Genomic DNA, 15,648 nt, shown 5'->3' with positions numbered 1-15,648 from the left:
TTCCCCAACGCCCTTCCCTTCTACCGACCGTGATGCGCGGATAGCGCAGGCAGCCAACACGGAGCGCTCGTCATGACAGACCTCGCCATATATTTCTGGATCGCCGTCGCCGGGATCATCGTCCTGGTGGACGTCTGGGCGATCATCAGCGTCTTCCGCAGCGACAAGTCGGTGGGCACCAAGTCGCTGTGGGCGCTGGGCATTTCCCTGTTTCCCGTACTCGGGCTGATCTGCTGGGGCATCGCCGGGCCGCGCGGCCACGGTCGCGGGCCCAGCTCTCCGGAACACGGCAAGTGACGGCGGGGAGGCCCGGATGAACAAGACCAACGAACGCCTGCTCCGTGCCCTGCGGGATGCCGCGATCAATATCGAGGTCGCCTGCCTGGCGATGAATGCGGCGGCTCAGCAACTGGAGGACGAGGAAATCTCCCGCCTGCTGCGCAAGAACATCGATACGCTGCGCCAGGATTCGACCATCCTGCGCGTCCATGCCCGGGAAGTGTCGGAGAAGAAGATCCGCCGGCGCGCCTAGCCGGACGCGGGAATGATCGAAATCTTGCCGTTCTTCTCGAGGATGGCGTAGCTGATCTGGTCGAGCCGCTCCAGGCCGTGCTTCTCCCGCGCCGATTCGAGGATGTCCTCGACGCCCAGCCGCGCCGCCTTCAGTCGGCTTTCCAGCGGCACGCCGTGTTCCAGCACGATCAGCGGCGCGCCTTCCAGCCACAGGTCGACCACCGGCCAGCGGCGCTTGACCAGCGACAGGCTCATGTCGATGGCGATCAGCGTGCCGATCACCAGCACCGCGTTGGTCAGCGAGAAGTCGTTGCCCAGCAGCGCCTGCTGGGTCGCCTCGCTGATGATCAGCAGCAGGACGAAATCGAACACCGTGAGTTCCGACAGCGACTGGCGCCCGGCGATCCTGAAGATCACCAGCAGGGTCAGGTAGAGGGCGGCGGCTCGCAGTACGGCGTCCATGGTGGAATCCTCAGGGATAGATGAACTGGTTCAGCTCCAGGCTCTCGCCATTGGCGAGCACCCGTGACGCGTAGTGCCCGAGGCCATCGCTGCGCAGCGCCAGGTGCACCTGGGCGCGGCCATTGGCGTCCGGCTTCAGGCGCAGGGCGATGCCGGTTTCCTCGTGGCTGGAGCTGGCGGCGGGCTGCGGCACCAGGCCTTCCACCGTGACGCCCTGGAGGAATGCGCCGGCGATGCGCACGTCCGCCTCCTTCCCCGCCTCGCCGCGTACGGTGAGGACCAGGCTCGAAGTGGCGCCATTGCGCAGGAAGCGCTGGTACTCCAGCTCCAAGCCGCCCGACGCCGTCTGCGCATGCACGTGGCTCAGCCAGCCCCGGGAGAACAGCCCGAGCAGGGTCAGCAGCATCAGCGCCAGCAGGATCACGAAACCGATGCGCTCGATGCCCCAGTGCACGCGCTGGATGCGCAGGTTCTCCCGTACGGGAACCTGCCGTTCCCTGCTTTCCTCGGGGTCCAGGGTGACCATGGCGATCCTCCTCGCAGCGGCGCCTTTCCTATGGAAGCGGCCGGGTGCGGGGAAGTTCAGGTTATTCGAGGTCCGGCGAACCGTAGGAGCAACTGTCTCGCGCCATGGCCAATCGCTGGTGTAGGGCGAATGAAGCGGAACGCTTCATCCGCCGACCAGGCCACGCCGATGGGATGGCGGATAGCGCTGGCGCGCTATGCGCCCTACGTGGCTGCTCATGGCTCGCTTGACGCCATACCTGTAGGAGCCAGGGGGACACCTAGTTCTTGCTGGCGATCCAGTTTTTCCCTCAACGTCGGCGTGGAAGGAGAACACGGCAATCGCCAGCAAGCTGGCTCCTACAAGTTCTGTGCGTGCTTCAGGGGCGGCGCGCGACTCTGTGCAGGAGCGGGCCATGCCCGCGATTCGCACGCATGGCGTGCTCCTGCACGTAGGGCGAATGAAGCGGAACGCTTCATTCGCCGACCAAGCCGCGCTGATGGGATGGCGTGCTCCTCGAATCAGGCCGGCACACTCTGCGCCCGCGCTTCCCGTGCCCAGATGCGGTGCTGCTTCAGCGCGGCGACGAAGCTGGCGAACAGCGGCTTGAAGCTGTCACCGCCGAGCAGGCCGTCGTCCTCCACCAGCCCCAGTTCGGCGATCAGCCGCGTGGACTCGCCGCTGAGGGCGATGGGCTTGAGGTGCTTGTAGGCTTCCAGCAGGTAGTGCACCGCCTCGCCGCTCTGTTCGAGGGCGCTGACGGCTTCGGCTCCGCCGGGCACGAACACCGCGTCCACGCTGATCGAAGGCGAGCCGGCGAAGGTCGCCGCGGGCTGCAGCATCTCGCCGCCGGCGCCCTTGACCGGCGCCAGCGATGGCCCGAGCAGCCGCGGGATCGCCCCTTCCGCCTGCAGCGCCTTGAGCGCCGCGTTGACCTCGGCCTCCTTGCAGCCGGGCGCCAGCAGCAGCGCCACGCGGCGGCCCCGGATGTCCTGCGGCAGCAGGTTGGCCTGGCTCAGCGCCGGCGAGGTCTTCGGCTTGGCGGGTTGCGCCGGCGCCTTGCCGGACAGCTCGATGCCGAGGTTCTCCGCGACGCGCCAGGCGAGCTGCGGATCGATGTTGAGCAGGATTTCCTTCACCTGGCGCTCGCGGATGTGCGCCCGCTCGACCTTGGCCAGCTCGAAGCTGTAGGCGGCGACGATATGCTCCTGCTCCGGCGCGCTCATGCTGTGCCAGAACAGGCTGGCCTGGGAGAAATGATCGGCGAAGCTGGCCGCACGCACCCGGACCTTGCTGCCCTCCATCGGCTCATGGAAGGACGAGAAGCCGCCGTTGCGCGCCGCCGGCGGCGTCTCCCGGGGCCAGTTGCCGTCGATGGAATTCGGCTCGTAGGAAGCCCGCCCGCGGTTGATCTGCTGGCGATGCGGCGCGTCGCGCTGGTTGTTGTGGAACGGACAGAGCGGCTGGTTGATCGGGATCTCGTTGAAGTTCGGCCCGCCGAGGCGCAGCAGCTGCGTGTCGGTATAGGAGAACAGCCGGCCCTGCATCAGCGGGTCGTTGCTGAAATCGATGCCCGGCACGATGTTGCCGACGTGGAAGGCCACCTGCTCGGTCTCGGCGAAGAAGTTGTCGGGGTTGCGGTTCAGCACCATGCGCCCCACCACCCGCACCGGCACCAGTTCCTCGGGGACCAGCTTGGTCGGGTCGAGCAGGTCGAAGCCGAAGCGCAACTGGTCCTCTTCCTCCATCACCTGCAGGCCCAGCTCCCATTCCGGGTAGTGGCCGCTCTCGATGTCCTCCCACAGGCCGCGCCGGTGGAAGTCCGGGTCCTTGCCGGAGAGCTTCTGCGCCTCGTCCCAGACCAGCGAGCAGACGCCCGCCTTCGGCCGCCAGTGGAACTTCACCAGGCGCGTCTCGCCCTTGTCGTTGACCAGCCGGAAGCTGTGCACGCCGAACCCCTGCATGGCGCGGAAGCCCACCGGGATGGCGCGGTCGGACATGGTCCAGAGCACCATGTGCGCCGACTCCGGCGTCAGCGAGACGAAGTCCCAGAAGGTGTCGTGGGCCGAGGCGCCGGTAGGGATCTCGTTGTGCGGCTCGGGTTTCACCGCGTGGACGAAGTCGGGGAACTTGATGGCGTCCTGGATGAAGAACACCGGCATGTTGTTGCCGACCAGGTCGAAGTTGCCCTCGTCGGTATAGAACTTCACCGCGAAGCCGCGCACGTCGCGCACCGTGTCGGCCGAACCGCGCGGCCCCTGCACCGTGGAGAAGCGCACGAACACCGGCGTGCGCTTGCCCGGCTGGCTGAGGAAGTCGGCCCTGGTCAGGTCGCCCAGCGCCTCCGTCACCTCGAAGTAGCCATGGGCCGCCGCGCCACGGGCATGTACCACCCGCTCGGGAATCCGCTCGTGGTCGAAGTGGGTGATCTTCTCCCGCATGATGAAGTCTTCCAGCAGGGTCGGACCCCGCTCGCCGGCGCGCAGGCTGTTCTGGTTGTCGGCGATGCGCGCGCCGGTATTGGTGGTCAGCGCCTCGTTGGTGGCGTCTTCGCGGAAGCGTTCGAGCTGGTCCAGCTTGGCGTTGCCGTTGCCGCGGTCCAGCGTATCGGTGCCGGCCATCTGGCTGGCGGAAGCGCTCTTCTTCTCTTTGTCTTTCATCGGGCCGTCTCCTCTTTCCAGGCGAATGCTCTGGAGTTCTGAGAGCCCGGGCCGCCCTTGGGTTCGAACTGTTTTCTGCGGCTGCGCTGCAGCGCAACGGCCGTCGCAGACGCCAGTCAACCAACTCGAACTCCCCTTTCCCCCGCCTTTCTAAAGCTGCGTACCTCAACCCCAGACACGGGAGATGCACGATGAAAGTCAGCGAAATCATGAGCCGCGAAGTCCGCACCATCAGCCCGGATACCACCCTGCAGGAAGCCGCGCTGCTGATGCGCCAGGCCGACATCGGCTCGCTGGTGATCGGCGAGAACGACCGCATGACCGGGATGGTCACCGACCGCGACATCGTCATACGCGCCGTGGCGGACGGCCTGAACATGAGCACGCCGGTGAGCGAAGTGATGAGCGAGGAAATCTGCTACTGCCACGACGACGAGGAGATCGACCACGTGGCGAAGAACATGGCCCAGCTGGAGAAACGCCGCCTGCCGGTGGTGAACCGCGACAAGCGCCTGGTGGGCATCGTCTCCCTGGCCAACTTCGCCACCTGCAACCACGACAAGGTCAGCGCCAACCTGCTGCGCGGGGTGGCGCAGATGCATTGACGGCGCCTTTCGCAGGAGCGCGCCATGCGCGCGGTCGCGGGCATGGCCCGCTCCTGCACAGGATTCGCGAGCAAGCTCGCTCCTACGGGTGCAGCGTCGACCTGTAGGAGTCAGCTTGCTGGCTCCTACAAAATCCCCCGGCCCGTTCCCCGCTACTCTGTCAAAAACCCTGAACCCTCGTCTTCCCCTCCCAGTCGGAACAAGCATGGGGCCGCCTCCGGGCGGCCTGCACCCATCGCACGACCGGACAGCCAGAGGAACCGAGTATGAAAGCCGTGGTTTTTCATGACGTGGGGGACATCCGTCTCGATGAAGTCCCCGATCCCGTTCTCCAGGCGCCCACCGACGCCATCATCCGCCTGACCGCATCCGCCATCTGCGGCACCGACCTGCACTTCGTGCGCGGCACGGTGAGCGGCATGCAGAAGGGCACCATCCTCGGCCACGAGGGCGTAGGCATAGTCGAGAAGCTCGGCGAGGACGTGCGCAACCTGGAAGTCGGCGATCGTGTCGTGGTGCCCTCCACCATCGCCTGCGGCAACTGCTCCTACTGCCGGGCCGGCTACTACGCGCAATGCGACGACGCCAACCCCAACGGCAAGGACGCCGGCACCGCCTTCTATGGCGGCCCCGCCATGACCGGCCCGTTCGACGGCCTGCAGGCGGAGATGGCGCGGATACCCCACGCCAACATCGGCTTGGTCAGGCTGCCCAGCGACATCAGCGACGACCAGGCGATCCTGCTCTCCGACATCTTCCCCACCGGCTACTTCGGCGCCAGCCTGGCCGAGGTCACCCCGGGGGACACGGTGGCGGTGTTCGGCTGCGGCCCGGTGGGCCAGTTCGCCATCGCCAGCGCGAGGCTGATGGGCGCGGCGCGGGTCTTCGCCGTCGACCGGCATGACGACCGCCTGCGCATGGCCCGGCAGCAGGGCGCGGAAGTCATCAATTTCGACGAGGAGGACCCGGTGCAGACGCTGCGCCGGCTGACCAGCGGCATCGGCGTCGATCGCGCCATAGACGCGGTGGGCGTGGACGCCGAGTGCCCCTGCCACGGCGACGGCGGCTCCAGCGAGGAAGTGGCCGAAGTCGCCCCCGAAACCAGCCCGGACGGCGCCAACTGGCAGCCGGGCAATGCCCCCAGCCAGGCGCTGAGCTGGGCGGTGGAGGCGCTGGCCAAGGCCGGCACCCTCGGCATCATCGGCGTCTATCCGCAGCAGGCGCGGCGCTTCCCCATCGGCGCGGCGATGAACAAGAACCTCACCGTCAACATGGGCAACTGCCACCACCGCCGCTACATCCCGACGCTGATCGAGATGATCCAGGCCGGACGCATCGACCCGGCGAAGATCCTCACCCAGATCAAGCCCATGGGCGATGCCATCGAAGCCTTCAAGGCGTTCGACCGGCGTGACAGTGGCTGGATCAAGGTGGAACTGCAGCCGCAGAAGCCGTCGGGCAGCGGGGGCGATGTGGAAGGGACGGAGGAAATCATCCACGACGAGAACCGGCCCGATCCGTCCGGGCAGGCGGAGGACCCCGACAGCGCCACCCTGCCGGCGGGCGGCAAGGCGCGCCGGGCCGGCGTTCCGCAACCCGATGCGCAGGGGGATTCCTGCGGCACGGAAGGCCCCGGCAAGGCCGAGCCCGATCCGTCCGGCCAGGTCGAGGACCCTTCCAGCGCGACGCTGCCGGCAGGCCGCAAGGCCCGCGATGCCGGCAATTCGTAGCGACCGGGAAAACGGGAGGTGGGCGAGATCCGCATCGGCATATCCGGCTGGCGCTACGCACCCTGGCGGGGCGACTTCTATCCCGACGGATTGCTCCAGCGCCGCGAACTCGCCTTCGCCTCCCGCGCGGTCAACAGCATCGAGATCAACGGCTCCTTCTATGCCCTGCAGACACCCGGGCGCTACGCCGGCTGGCGCGACGACACGCCCGAGGACTTCGTCTTCGCCGTCAAGGCGCCGCGCTACATCAGCCATGTCCGCCGGCTGAAGGAGATCGAGGAGCCGCTGGCCAACTTCTTCGCCTCGGGGCCGTTGCAGCTCGGCGAAAAGCTCGGCCCGATCCTCTGGCAGTTTCCGCCGAGCATGAAGTTCGACCGCGAGCGCTTCGCCCGCTTCCTCGACCTGCTGCCCCATGACGTCGCCGCCGCCCGCGCCTGCGCCCGCCACGCCAACGCCCGCCTGCAGGAAAGCGGCGAGCAGGACGGCGCCGGCCGGGGCGCCCTGCGCCACGCGGTGGAGATACGCAACGACAGCTTCCTCTGCGACGCCTTCGTCGACCTGCTGCGCGAGCATCGCGTGGCGCTGGTGGTGGCCGACACCGCCGGCAAATGGCCCTACGTGGAAGACCTTACCAGCGACTTCGTCTACATGCGCCTGCACGGCGACAAGGAGCTCTACAGCAGCGGCTACACCGAAGAGGCGCTGCGGCGCTGGGAACGCCGCATCCGCGCCTGGAGCGCCGGCGGCCAGCCCGACGACGCCCGGCTGATCGACGCCCACCCGCCGCGGCCGCGCAAGTCGCGGGACCTCTACTGCTACTTCGACAACGACCTGAAGGTCCGCGCGCCCTACGATGCCCGCCGGCTGCTGGAACTGCTGGGACTGGCCGACGGGTTGCCGATCCGCCCGGGAGAGGTGCCGGACGAATCGCTGTTCCTGCCGAAAGCGGAATCCTGAACCCGCCTATTTCCGCGCCCGCCTGGGCGCGCTGCCGGATGCCTTGCGCCGCGGCGCTTCCTCCTTGCCTTCCTTGCCCGCCTTCTTCCCGCCCAGGCTGCGGCGCAGCAGCTCGGTGAGGTCGATGATGTCGGCGCCACGGGCGGCCGCTTCCTCGGTGGGGCCTTCGACGCGCTCGATCCTGCCCGCCTTGGCCTTGCGCTCGACCAGTTCCATCACCTTGGCGGTGAAGTTGTCCTGGTAGTCCTCCGGCTTCCATTCGCTGCTCATGTCCTCGATCAGCCGCCGCGCCATGTCCAGCTCGCCCCTCGCCAGCTTCGCGCCGGTCACTTCGGGGCCCAGCTCCAGCACGTCGAGGCTGCGCACTTGCGCCGGCCAGCGCAGCAGCACCAGCACCAGCGCCGATTCCACCGGCATCAGCGCGGCCAGGTGCTGGCGGGTGCGCAGCACCACCTCGGCCAGCGCCACCTTGCCGCTGGACTCCAGCGCCTCGCGCAGCAGCGCGTAGACCTTGCCGCCGCGCTTGTCGGGGCTGAGGTAGTACGGCGTATCGATGTTCTGCAGGGGAATCTGCGCGGCATCGACGAAGGTGAAGATGTCGATGGTCTGGGTCGAGCGCGGATGGGCCTCGCGGATTTCCTCCTCGCTGAGGATCACGTAGTGCCCGCGGCTGTACTCGACGCCCTTGACGATGTCTTCCTTCGTCACTTCCTTGCCGGTGACCTTGTTCACCCGCTTGTAGCCGACCGGCTCCATGCTGCGCCGGTCCAGCCAGTCGAAGTCGATGCCGCCGGACTCGCTCGCCGAGACCAGCGCCACCGGGATATGCACCAGCCCGAAGCTGATCGCGCCTTTCCAGATCGCTCGTGCCATGGGAGTTCACCCTCGCAGTGTCGGTCACCATCCGGCGGATTGCCGGAACCCGGCCAGCGGTCGCGCCGGTCTACCGCCGCACAGAGGCCAAGATGGAGTGCCGTGCCATGTCGAAGAAGACGCTTTTCCTCATCAGCTACATCCTCCACAACCAGCCGCGGACGGTGGAAGTCGAAGCCGACAGCGAAGCCATGACGCCGGACCAGGCGCGCTACTACCTCGGCTCCATCCATACCTCCGAAACGCCGGATGCCTTCACCGACGTGCAGGTCACCCGCATCGTCCATCCGCACAAGGAAGGCACCACGCCCGGCCACTACCAGCAGCCGTGAAACCGTCCTCTCCCGCGACGGGAGAGGACGATCCGCGCCTGGACAGGCCTGAAGCATCGGCTGGTTCAGGCGCGGCAACGGCTGACCGGCTTCCGCCGAGCGCGCCGGCGCCTGCGGGACAGCGACACCACGACCTTCACGCCGAAGCGATTCGCCGGAATCCAGTCTTTCCTGGCTTTCCTGGGAGCGTTCATGAGCACCTCCTCGCGCGTCTGCGCGAGCGCTTCGCCACCGGGGGAGCCGCCGCTGCGGCGGCTCCCCTTCCGCTCAGGGACGGGCGCGCGCGAGATTGCGCAGTGCCTTGATCTGGTCATGGTTGCGCAGCACGCCTTCGTACTGGCGCTGGACCATGGCGCGGACATCGGTCGGCAGGTCCTTTTCCAGGGCCTCGGCGTAATGCTTCTTCGCCACGTCCTCGCCCCGTTCGGCCTCGTTGAGAATGGCCACCTCGTCCTTGCCGGTCACCAGGGATTTCAGGTCGACCCAGCGACGGTGCATGTCCGCCCCGAGGCTGGTGCTCTCCTCCGGAGTTCCGCCGAACTCCACCACCACCCGCTGCAATTCGGCGGCGGCGCTGGCGCATTGCCGCGACCGATCCAGGAACAACTGCTTCAGTTCCGGGCGCTCGATGTCCTCGGCGCAGACCTTGAAGCCTGCCTCGCCGTCCTTGCTGGTTTCGATCAGGTTGTTGAGGGTGCGGATGACGTCTTTGCGTTCGTCTGTATGTTCCATGGGTTCGTACTCCCGACCGACGCCTGCAGCGAGGCGCCGAGCCAATGCGTGGTTGGATGCCCCTTGGCGGGCCTTCCTCTTTTCCGACGCGGAGCCCGCCGCGACGTTCAGCTTTTTTACCCGGCGCAAGGACGCTGCACCGTCAGCAGCACGGCGGCGATGCGCTCGGCGCCGGCATAGGCCGCCTCTTCCAGTTCCTCGCCGAACACGTCCGGGTCCAGCTCGCGGTAGTGCCAGCGGTAGTCGCTGCCGCCGAGGAAATCCACCACCCGTTCGCGGAGCGGGTCGCGGCCGGCCACCATCGCCGCGCCGGTGTAGAGCAGCAGCGTGCCGCCCGGCGCCAGGCGGCCGAGGCTGTCGTCGAGGATCGCCAGCGACAGCCCGCTGCCCAGCTCGCCGCCGCCATGGCGGTAGGTGCGCTGCGCCGGATCGAGCAGGTACGGCGGGTTGGCGACGATCAGGTCGAAGCTGCCCTCGGCCTGGCGCAGCAGGTCGCTGGCGATGGCGCGCACCGCCGTGGTCCCGGCCAGGCAGGCGTTGATGCGGGTGAACTCCAGCGCCCGCAGGTTGATGTCCAGCGCCTGTACGCACGCTGCGGGGCAACGCCGGGCGACATGGATCGCCGCCGCGCCGCTGCCGCAGCCGATGTCCGCCACCCGGCGGATTTCACGGTCGGCATGGGCGTCCAGCCAGGCGTCGATGGCCTGGACGAAGCGATAGGTATCCGGGCCGAAGAACACCGCGTCGGCTTCCTCGGTGGGATGGCTGGAGTGCACGTAGAGTTCGTCGCCCAGGCTGGACCAGCGCACCTTGCTGCGAAAGCCGTCGACGCCGGCCTGCAGCACGTCGGCGGCTTCCATCAGGCCGAAGAGTTCCTCGTCGAGCGTCGCGCGCACGAAGGGCCGGCTCCAGCCGAACACGCCGGCCAGGTCCTCGGCCATGGCGTTTTCCGGCCGGCGGTTGATGCGTGCGTGGGTCAGCGGGGTAACCGTGGTGAAGCGGTAGCCGCGCTCCGTCAGCACCTGGCCGAGGCGCAGCAGCGCCTGGTTGCGCGGGGAGAGTTCGCTGCGGTCGGTGTCGTGGAACATTGTCGTGGCCTCCTCGATTTCAGGTGGAAAATTCAGTGAACAGGCGGGTGGCGAGCAGCCCGGCGGGCCGGTGGTGGCAGGCCGGCGACATCAGCGCGATCAGCCTTTGCACACGCTCATCGGCATCCAGCCCGGCCAGCCGCGCCTGCAGGGAGCGTTCCTCGGCGTCGAACTCGTCGTCCGTGCCATCCGCTTGCATCGGCTGGAGCGGCATGCGGCGCCAGGGACGGTTCGCGCCCTCGGGCGTCCGCAGCCAGTCGCCGGCGATCCAGTCGTGCAGCAGTTGCTTCTCGTAGGGGCTGAACACCCCGAACATGCTCGCCCCTTCGCCGTCGACCAGGTGCCAGAAGCGGCTGGCCGACGGCGCTTCGTGGCGACGTATCCAGCCCTGCGCCTGCAGCGCGGTGAGCAGGTTGCCCAGCCGCCCCGGCTGCGCCAGCCACTGGTTCAGCGGACAGCCCTGCACCCGCGAGCGATCGGCATGCACGTTCAGGGCGATCCGGCGCTTGCGTTCGAGCATCGCCAGCAGTTCGCGCTGCAGGTCGAAGCCTGCGATCACCGCCGGCGTGCCCAGCCCCAGGTCGTTGAGCCGGTAGCCGTTGGCGACTCGCGCCAGGAATCGGTCACGGTCGCCGGCCAGCGGCAGGTTGTCCTGCACCGCCAGCACCGCCCGGCGGGCGTGGCCGCAAGCGGCGTTGTCGATGGTGACGTGCAGGCGGAAGTAGTGCGGATCGATGCCCAGCTCGGCGAGTTCGCGCGCGCAGATCAGCAGGTGCAGCGGCAGTTGCTCGTAGCCGAGGTTGTAGCCGATCACCTCGGGCAGCCGCTCGCCGGCCAGATGCCCGAGGGCGAGCTGCTGGGCGCCCTGCACGTAGCAGGCAGCGTCCAGGCCGTCGAGGTCGTCGCAGCCGTGGCGGGCCAGCAGCCGCCGGTAGATCAGCACATGGTTCTGCGCCGGCACGCCTTCGCCCAGCTCTTCCAGGTAGGTGCGCAGCAGCCCGTGGAAGCGCTGTTCCTGCCAGTACGGCAGCAGCCCATGGAGCCAGGCGCCGTCCACCAGCTTGGTCGGCGCCACGCCGCGGAGGAAATGCAGGGCGTGGGCGCGGCTGCGGAAATAGCGCCGCGGCGCGCCGGCTGCCCGCTGCGTCTGGTACTCGGCGTAGGCGCGGGTGGTCGCGCGGGTGCGCGCCCGCATCCAGGGCAGCAGCTGCGCGGGGTCGCCCGGCAGGTCGCAGGGCAGCCGGGCGGCCTGCTCCAGCTGGCCATCGAGAAAACGCCGCGCCCGCTGCAGCGCCGAGGCCGACACCGGCTCTTCGAGAAGCAGGCGGTAGAGGTCCCCGGCCGTATCGGCGGCGGCCACGGCGTTGTGCTTCGGCGAAAGGGAGATATCCATGCTGCGCTCCTCTGTGTCCTGAGTCTGGGAACCCGCGACCCGCGGAAAGATTCAGCGCGATGGACGGGCGGCTGCCCTGAACCGCCGGCCGCCAGGCGAGGTCAGCAGGAAAGAAGAGCCATGACGGAACACCGCCATGCCCGATGGAAATGCAGCGCCCGGTTTCGGCATCGAGGAGGAATTCCTGCTGGTGGACCGCCGCAGCCGCGACGTCCCCGCCCAGGCGCCGCCCGGCCTGCGCGACGCGTGCCGGGAAGCCCTCGGCACGCGCCTGGCCGAGGAGATGTTCGACTGCCAGCTGGAACTCGCCTCGCCGGTCCTGCACAGCCTGGACGAGGCGCGCGCATGCCTGGCCGGGCAGCGTGCGCGGCTGTCGGAGGTGGTGGGCCGCTTCGGCATGGGCCTGCTCTGCGCCGGCGCGCATCCGTTCGCCGACGGCCTGTCCAAGCGCGCCACGCCGTCGCCGCACTACCGCCAGCTGTTCGATGACTTCCGCATGATCGCCCGGTGCAGCCTGCTCTGCGGCCTGCACGTGCACGTCGGCGTGCCGCCGGGGTACGACCGCGTCAGGCTGATGAACCGGGTCCTGCACTGGCTGCCGCTGCTGCTGACGCTGAGCGCGTCATCGCCCTTCTGGCTCGGGCGCCCCAGCGGCAGCATGAGCTACCGCCAGGCGATCTGCGGCCAGTGGCCGAGGATGGGACTGCCCGAGGCGTTGCCCGACGAAGCCGCGTTCCGCGCTTACCTGCACTGGCTGGAGCAGACCGGCTCGGTGCGCAGCCGCAACGACATCTGGTGGGTGATCCGCCCCTCCACCCGCTTCCCCACCCTGGAACTGCGCATCGCCGACGCCTGTCCGCTGCTGGAGGACGCTCTGTGCATCGCCGGGCTGTTCCGCACCCTGGTCGCCGGAGCGCTGCGCGAGCCGGACTCCCCCGTGCCGGTCGCGCGGCGGGTGATCGCGGAGAACTACTGGCGGGCACGGCATCTTGGTATCCACGCCCTCTTCCTCGACGAATCCGCCGGCAACGGACTGGATGCCGGAGCATGGCTGGAGCGGATGCAGGAGGAGTTCGGCGACGCTGGAGATGCCTGGGCGTTCGCCCGGGCGCGGCAGATCGTGAAGACGGGCAGCAGCGCGGACCGGCAGTTGCGCGGGTATGAGCAGGCGGTGGAAAGCGGACTTTCCGGGGATGAGGCGCTGGTGAGGATTGTCGATGGGCTGATGGAGGAGTTCGGTTCGTAGGCTCGATCCGAGTCCTCACGCACGCGAAGAACCAATGCCCCTGTAGGAGCGGGCATGCCCGCGACCCGCGCGCATGGCCCGCCTGCGAAGCTGCAACCGTAGGGTGGATCAGCTCCACCGATCCACCAACCGGCCACGCCAATGATGGATGGAAAAACGCCATCCACCCGACGACTCAAGGCTGCCCGAACATCGCCGTCCAGTAGATCCCCGCATCGCTCTTCGGGTCCAGCGCATAGGCCGCGCCCAGCTCTCTGTACTGCGGGTTCATCAGGATGGCGCAATGCCCGGGGCTGGCCAGCCAGCCGTCCACCACCCGGCGCGGGGTGTCCATGCCGGCGGCGATGTTCTCGCCGATCTGCCGGCCGTTGTAGCCGGCCAGTTCCGCGCGGTCGCTGGGGATGCGGCCGTCCTTGTCGGTGTGGGAGAAGTAGTTGCCGTTGGCCATGGAGCGGCTGTGCGTCTCCGCCACCGTGCCCAGCGTGGCGTTCCACGCCAGCGCCTTGGCCGCGCCGAACGACTGGCTGCCGCACTTGCGCGCCTGGGCGCGGGCGGCGTTGATCTCCTCCAGCAGCTTCTGCCCTTCCGCCTGCCAGTCGCCCTGGCGCGCGCTCAGCAGCGGCCGCGCCAGGACGATGCGCCAGTCGCGGTCGGCGCGGCTGACGCCGACGTCGACGAACTGCGGGTCGAGCACCACCTGGCAGAAGCTCTCGCGCAGCGCGGTCATGGCCGACTGCGCGTCGCGCGGCCCGGACAGGCTGATCGACTGCACATTGAGCATCGGATAGCCGGCGGCGTTCAGCGCCTGCTGCAGGTCCACCCTGCCGCTGGCCGGCAGCGCCAGGCGCTGGTCGGCGGCCAGCGGCGGCAGCTCCTCGGACGCCTTGCCGGCGCAGCCCTGGGGCTGGCTGCGGTAGGCGTTGATCGACTCCACCAGTTGCGACTCCTCGCTCGCTCCGGCAGCGCCGGCCCACAGCAGCACCGCAACAAGACCCACGACGGATGACGTGACGCGCATGGAAACCTCCCGTGATCTGATGCATCCATGATGCGTCATTCCGGGCCGGTCTGCGCGCTCCCGTCGTTTTCCCCTCAGCCGGCAGCCGGCTGTACCTGCCCCACCCCGCCCGTCTGCCGGCGGGTATCCGCGCAGTAGCTGCGCGCGCCCAGCAGCAGCGCCAGCATGCTCAGCAGCAGGGAGAGCGGGATCAGCAGCATGGCGTCGTGCAGGCCCACGGCGCGGAAGGCTTCGCTCATTTCCGTGGCGCCGGCGGCGAGCATCGCCGAGTGGGCGAAGTGGTCGGAGAGCAGGCCCACGGCGATCGGCCCCAGGCCGCCGCCCAGCAGGTAGAGGAAGATGAAGTACAGCGCCATCGCGGTGGCGCGCAGGCGCGGTTCGATCACGTCCTGCATCGCGGTGTAGACGCAGGTGTAGAAGGCGTAGGAGAACAGCCAGCCGATGGCGAACACGCCGACGAACAGGGCGGTGTCGATCCGCCCGGCGAGCAGCGCGTAGCCGGTGGCCAGCGCCGCCACCAGCATGCTGAAGGCGGCGAACAGCAGGCGGCCGCCGCGGCTGCGCTGGTGCAGGAAGTCGGCGATCCAGCCGCCGGCGGTCAGGCCGACCAGCCCGGTGATGCCGACGATCAGCCCGGTCGCCGCGGCGGCCTGCCCCAGCGGCAGCAGGAAGTAGCGCTGCAGCATCGGCACCAGGAACGAGTTGCAGGCGTAGGCGGCGAAGTTGAAGGTCAGCCCGGCGAGGATCAGCCACCAGAAGGTGCGCACCGCCAGCACCCGGCGGATCGGCCGGTCCGGCGGGGTGGAAGTCTGCGTCATGCCATCCGCCGCGCCGCGCACGGGCTCGCGGATGCGCAGGGTGAACCAGGCCAGCAGCAGCCCCGGCACCGCGGCGATGAGGAACGGCGCGCGCCAGCTGTCGAAGGCCTGGACCATGGCGCCGACGGTGAAGAACGCCAGCATCAGCCCCAGCGGCAGGCCGAGCATGAAGATGCCCATGGCGCGGGCACGCCTGTTCGGCGGGAACAGGTCGCCGATCAGCGAGGTGGCGGCCGGCCCGTAGCTGGCCTCGCCGATGCCGACGCCCATGCGGATCAGCAGGAAGCTCACATAGTTCCAGGCCAGGCCGTTGAGCGCGGTCAGCCCGCTCCACACCGCCAGGCCCCAGCCCATGATGCGGCTGCGCGAGCCGCTGTCAGCCATGCGCCCCAGCGGCAGGCCGGCGATGGCGTAGACCAGGGTGAACACGGTGCCGATCAGGCCCAGCTGGAAGTCGCTGAGACTCCACTCGTGGCGCACCGGCTCGATGATGATGGCGGGGATGGTGCGGTCGAAGAAATTGAACAGGTTGGCCAGGAAAAGCAGGATCAGGATGCGCCAGGCGTTGTCCGCCTGCTGGCTGTGCTGCTGCATGGTGACTCCCGTGTTCTTGTTATCGGATGGGCAGCGCAAGGTCGCTGGCCCACCCAGTCTGGAACCGGATCGTCGGCCTGTCAGCCACACTCAGTTTCGTGATCGTCCGGCCATCAGGGCCG

15 protein-coding genes and 1 pseudogene are annotated in these 15,648 nt (G+C 68.6%); 7 read left to right on the top strand and 9 right to left on the bottom strand.

The window, feature by feature from the left end:
- Nucleotides 1-72: 72 nt before the first annotated feature.
- Together BLR75_RS08885 and BLR75_RS08880 are read left to right on the top strand one after the other, a co-directional pair.
- On the top strand, nucleotides 73-297 hold the full coding sequence (locus tag BLR75_RS08885; RefSeq protein ID WP_084310615.1) for a PLD nuclease N-terminal domain-containing protein: 225 nt from the start codon (nucleotides 73-75) through the stop codon (nucleotides 295-297).
- Nucleotides 298-313: 16 nt separating this feature from the next.
- On the top strand, nucleotides 314-532 hold the full coding sequence (locus BLR75_RS08880) for a hypothetical protein (protein ID WP_084310616.1): 219 nt from the start codon (nucleotides 314-316) through the stop codon (nucleotides 530-532).
- On the opposite strand, the gene BLR75_RS08875 is transcribed toward BLR75_RS08880, so the two are convergent.
- From BLR75_RS08875 to katE, 3 genes are all read right to left on the bottom strand, one after another.
- Nucleotides 529-975 (bottom strand): DUF421 domain-containing protein, encoded by a 447-nt coding sequence (locus BLR75_RS08875; protein WP_084310617.1) that lies wholly within the window; start codon nucleotides 973-975, stop codon nucleotides 529-531. The two genes, BLR75_RS08880 and BLR75_RS08875, sit on opposite strands and share 4 nt — an antisense overlap.
- Before the next feature lie 10 nt (nucleotides 976-985).
- The gene (locus BLR75_RS08870) at nucleotides 986-1,501 is read right to left on the bottom strand and encodes a hypothetical protein (protein WP_084310618.1); all 516 of its coding nucleotides are present in this window, start codon (nucleotides 1,499-1,501) and stop codon (nucleotides 986-988) included.
- 500 nt (nucleotides 1,502-2,001) lie between these two features.
- Entirely contained in the window at nucleotides 2,002-4,140 is a 2,139-nt protein-coding gene (katE, locus tag BLR75_RS08865; protein WP_084310619.1) for a catalase HPII, read from the bottom strand.
- A 191-nt stretch (nucleotides 4,141-4,331) separates the two neighbouring features.
- On the opposite strand from katE, the gene BLR75_RS08860 reads away from it, so the two are divergent.
- The 3 genes and pseudogenes from BLR75_RS08860 (at nucleotide 4,332) to BLR75_RS08850 (ending at nucleotide 7,432) form a co-directional block, all read left to right on the top strand.
- The gene (locus tag BLR75_RS08860) at nucleotides 4,332-4,745 is read left to right on the top strand and encodes a CBS domain-containing protein (protein WP_084310620.1); all 414 of its coding nucleotides are present in this window, start codon (nucleotides 4,332-4,334) and stop codon (nucleotides 4,743-4,745) included.
- 266 nt (nucleotides 4,746-5,011) lie between these two features.
- Nucleotides 5,012-6,200, top strand: a pseudogene (locus BLR75_RS08855) (zinc-dependent alcohol dehydrogenase); the annotation flags it as partial.
- 293 nt (nucleotides 6,201-6,493) lie between these two features.
- On the top strand, nucleotides 6,494-7,432 hold the full coding sequence (locus tag BLR75_RS08850) for a DUF72 domain-containing protein (RefSeq protein ID WP_084310621.1): 939 nt from the start codon (nucleotides 6,494-6,496) through the stop codon (nucleotides 7,430-7,432).
- 6 nt (nucleotides 7,433-7,438) lie between these two features.
- Here the strand turns inward: BLR75_RS08850 and ku are convergent, their stop codons facing one another.
- Nucleotides 7,439-8,305 (bottom strand): non-homologous end joining protein Ku, encoded by an 867-nt coding sequence (ku, locus tag BLR75_RS08845; protein WP_084310622.1) that lies wholly within the window; start codon nucleotides 8,303-8,305, stop codon nucleotides 7,439-7,441.
- A 107-nt stretch (nucleotides 8,306-8,412) separates the two neighbouring features.
- Here ku and BLR75_RS08840 point away from each other — a divergent pair, with 107 nt between their 5' ends.
- Entirely contained in the window at nucleotides 8,413-8,637 is a 225-nt protein-coding gene (locus BLR75_RS08840; protein ID WP_084310623.1) for a hypothetical protein, read from the top strand.
- 267 nt (nucleotides 8,638-8,904) lie between these two features.
- Here the strand turns inward: BLR75_RS08840 and BLR75_RS08835 are convergent, their stop codons facing one another.
- The 3 genes from BLR75_RS08835 to BLR75_RS08825 all read right to left on the bottom strand — a co-directional run bounded on the left by BLR75_RS08835 (nucleotide 8,905) and on the right by BLR75_RS08825 (nucleotide 11,850).
- Entirely contained in the window at nucleotides 8,905-9,369 is a 465-nt protein-coding gene (locus tag BLR75_RS08835; protein WP_084310624.1) for a PA2169 family four-helix-bundle protein, read from the bottom strand.
- A gap of 116 nt (nucleotides 9,370-9,485) precedes the next feature.
- Nucleotides 9,486-10,457, bottom strand: coding sequence for a N5-glutamine methyltransferase family protein (locus tag BLR75_RS08830; protein ID WP_084310625.1), 972 nt, complete (start codon nucleotides 10,455-10,457; stop codon nucleotides 9,486-9,488).
- 19 nt (nucleotides 10,458-10,476) lie between these two features.
- Nucleotides 10,477-11,850, bottom strand: coding sequence for an iron-containing redox enzyme family protein (locus tag BLR75_RS08825; RefSeq protein WP_084310626.1), 1,374 nt, complete (start codon nucleotides 11,848-11,850; stop codon nucleotides 10,477-10,479).
- A 136-nt stretch (nucleotides 11,851-11,986) separates the two neighbouring features.
- On the opposite strand from BLR75_RS08825, the gene BLR75_RS08820 reads away from it, so the two are divergent.
- The gene (locus BLR75_RS08820; protein WP_084310627.1) at nucleotides 11,987-13,096 is read left to right on the top strand and encodes a carboxylate-amine ligase; all 1,110 of its coding nucleotides are present in this window, start codon (nucleotides 11,987-11,989) and stop codon (nucleotides 13,094-13,096) included.
- A 175-nt stretch (nucleotides 13,097-13,271) separates the two neighbouring features.
- Here BLR75_RS08820 and BLR75_RS08815 read toward each other — a convergent pair whose 3' ends face one another.
- Together BLR75_RS08815 and BLR75_RS08810 are read right to left on the bottom strand one after the other, a co-directional pair.
- Complete coding sequence (locus tag BLR75_RS08815; protein ID WP_084310628.1) at nucleotides 13,272-14,114, bottom strand: CAP domain-containing protein; 843 nt, start codon at nucleotides 14,112-14,114, stop codon at nucleotides 13,272-13,274.
- Between the two features lie 74 nt (nucleotides 14,115-14,188).
- Nucleotides 14,189-15,526 carry a spinster family MFS transporter gene (locus BLR75_RS08810; RefSeq protein WP_084310629.1) on the bottom strand — a complete coding sequence of 446 codons (1,338 nt, stop codon included), beginning with the start codon at nucleotides 15,524-15,526 and terminating at the stop codon, nucleotides 14,189-14,191.
- Nucleotides 15,527-15,648 lie beyond the last annotated feature (122 nt).

The organism is Pseudomonas jinjuensis (genome assembly GCF_900103845.1).
Lineage (GTDB): Bacteria > Pseudomonadota > Gammaproteobacteria > Pseudomonadales > Pseudomonadaceae > Pseudomonas > Pseudomonas jinjuensis.
This window is presented reverse-complemented; position numbering and strand designations above follow the sequence as displayed.

What these genes read in the sequence shown, in the direction of transcription:
- BLR75_RS08885 (WP_084310615.1), top strand. Translation starts at nt 73, where the DNA reads ATGACAGACCTCGCCATATATTTCTGGATCGCCGTCGCCGGGATCATC.
- BLR75_RS08880 (WP_084310616.1), top strand. Translation starts at nt 314, where the DNA reads ATGAACAAGACCAACGAACGCCTGCTCCGTGCCCTGCGGGATGCCGCG.
- BLR75_RS08875 (WP_084310617.1), bottom strand. Translation starts at nt 975, where the DNA reads ATGGACGCCGTACTGCGAGCCGCCGCCCTCTACCTGACCCTGCTGGTG.
- BLR75_RS08870 (WP_084310618.1), bottom strand. Translation starts at nt 1,501, where the DNA reads ATGGTCACCCTGGACCCCGAGGAAAGCAGGGAACGGCAGGTTCCCGTA.
- katE (WP_084310619.1), bottom strand. Translation starts at nt 4,140, where the DNA reads ATGAAAGACAAAGAGAAGAAGAGCGCTTCCGCCAGCCAGATGGCCGGC.
- BLR75_RS08860 (WP_084310620.1), top strand. Translation starts at nt 4,332, where the DNA reads ATGAAAGTCAGCGAAATCATGAGCCGCGAAGTCCGCACCATCAGCCCG.
- ku (WP_084310622.1), bottom strand. Translation starts at nt 8,305, where the DNA reads ATGGCACGAGCGATCTGGAAAGGCGCGATCAGCTTCGGGCTGGTGCAT.
- BLR75_RS08840 (WP_084310623.1), top strand. Translation starts at nt 8,413, where the DNA reads ATGTCGAAGAAGACGCTTTTCCTCATCAGCTACATCCTCCACAACCAG.
- BLR75_RS08835 (WP_084310624.1), bottom strand. Translation starts at nt 9,369, where the DNA reads ATGGAACATACAGACGAACGCAAAGACGTCATCCGCACCCTCAACAAC.
- BLR75_RS08830 (WP_084310625.1), bottom strand. Translation starts at nt 10,457, where the DNA reads ATGTTCCACGACACCGACCGCAGCGAACTCTCCCCGCGCAACCAGGCG.
- BLR75_RS08825 (WP_084310626.1), bottom strand. Translation starts at nt 11,850, where the DNA reads ATGGATATCTCCCTTTCGCCGAAGCACAACGCCGTGGCCGCCGCCGAT.
- BLR75_RS08820 (WP_084310627.1), top strand. Translation starts at nt 11,987, where the DNA reads ATGCCCGATGGAAATGCAGCGCCCGGTTTCGGCATCGAGGAGGAATTC.
- BLR75_RS08815 (WP_084310628.1), bottom strand. Translation starts at nt 14,114, where the DNA reads ATGCGCGTCACGTCATCCGTCGTGGGTCTTGTTGCGGTGCTGCTGTGG.
- BLR75_RS08810 (WP_084310629.1), bottom strand. Translation starts at nt 15,526, where the DNA reads ATGCAGCAGCACAGCCAGCAGGCGGACAACGCCTGGCGCATCCTGATC.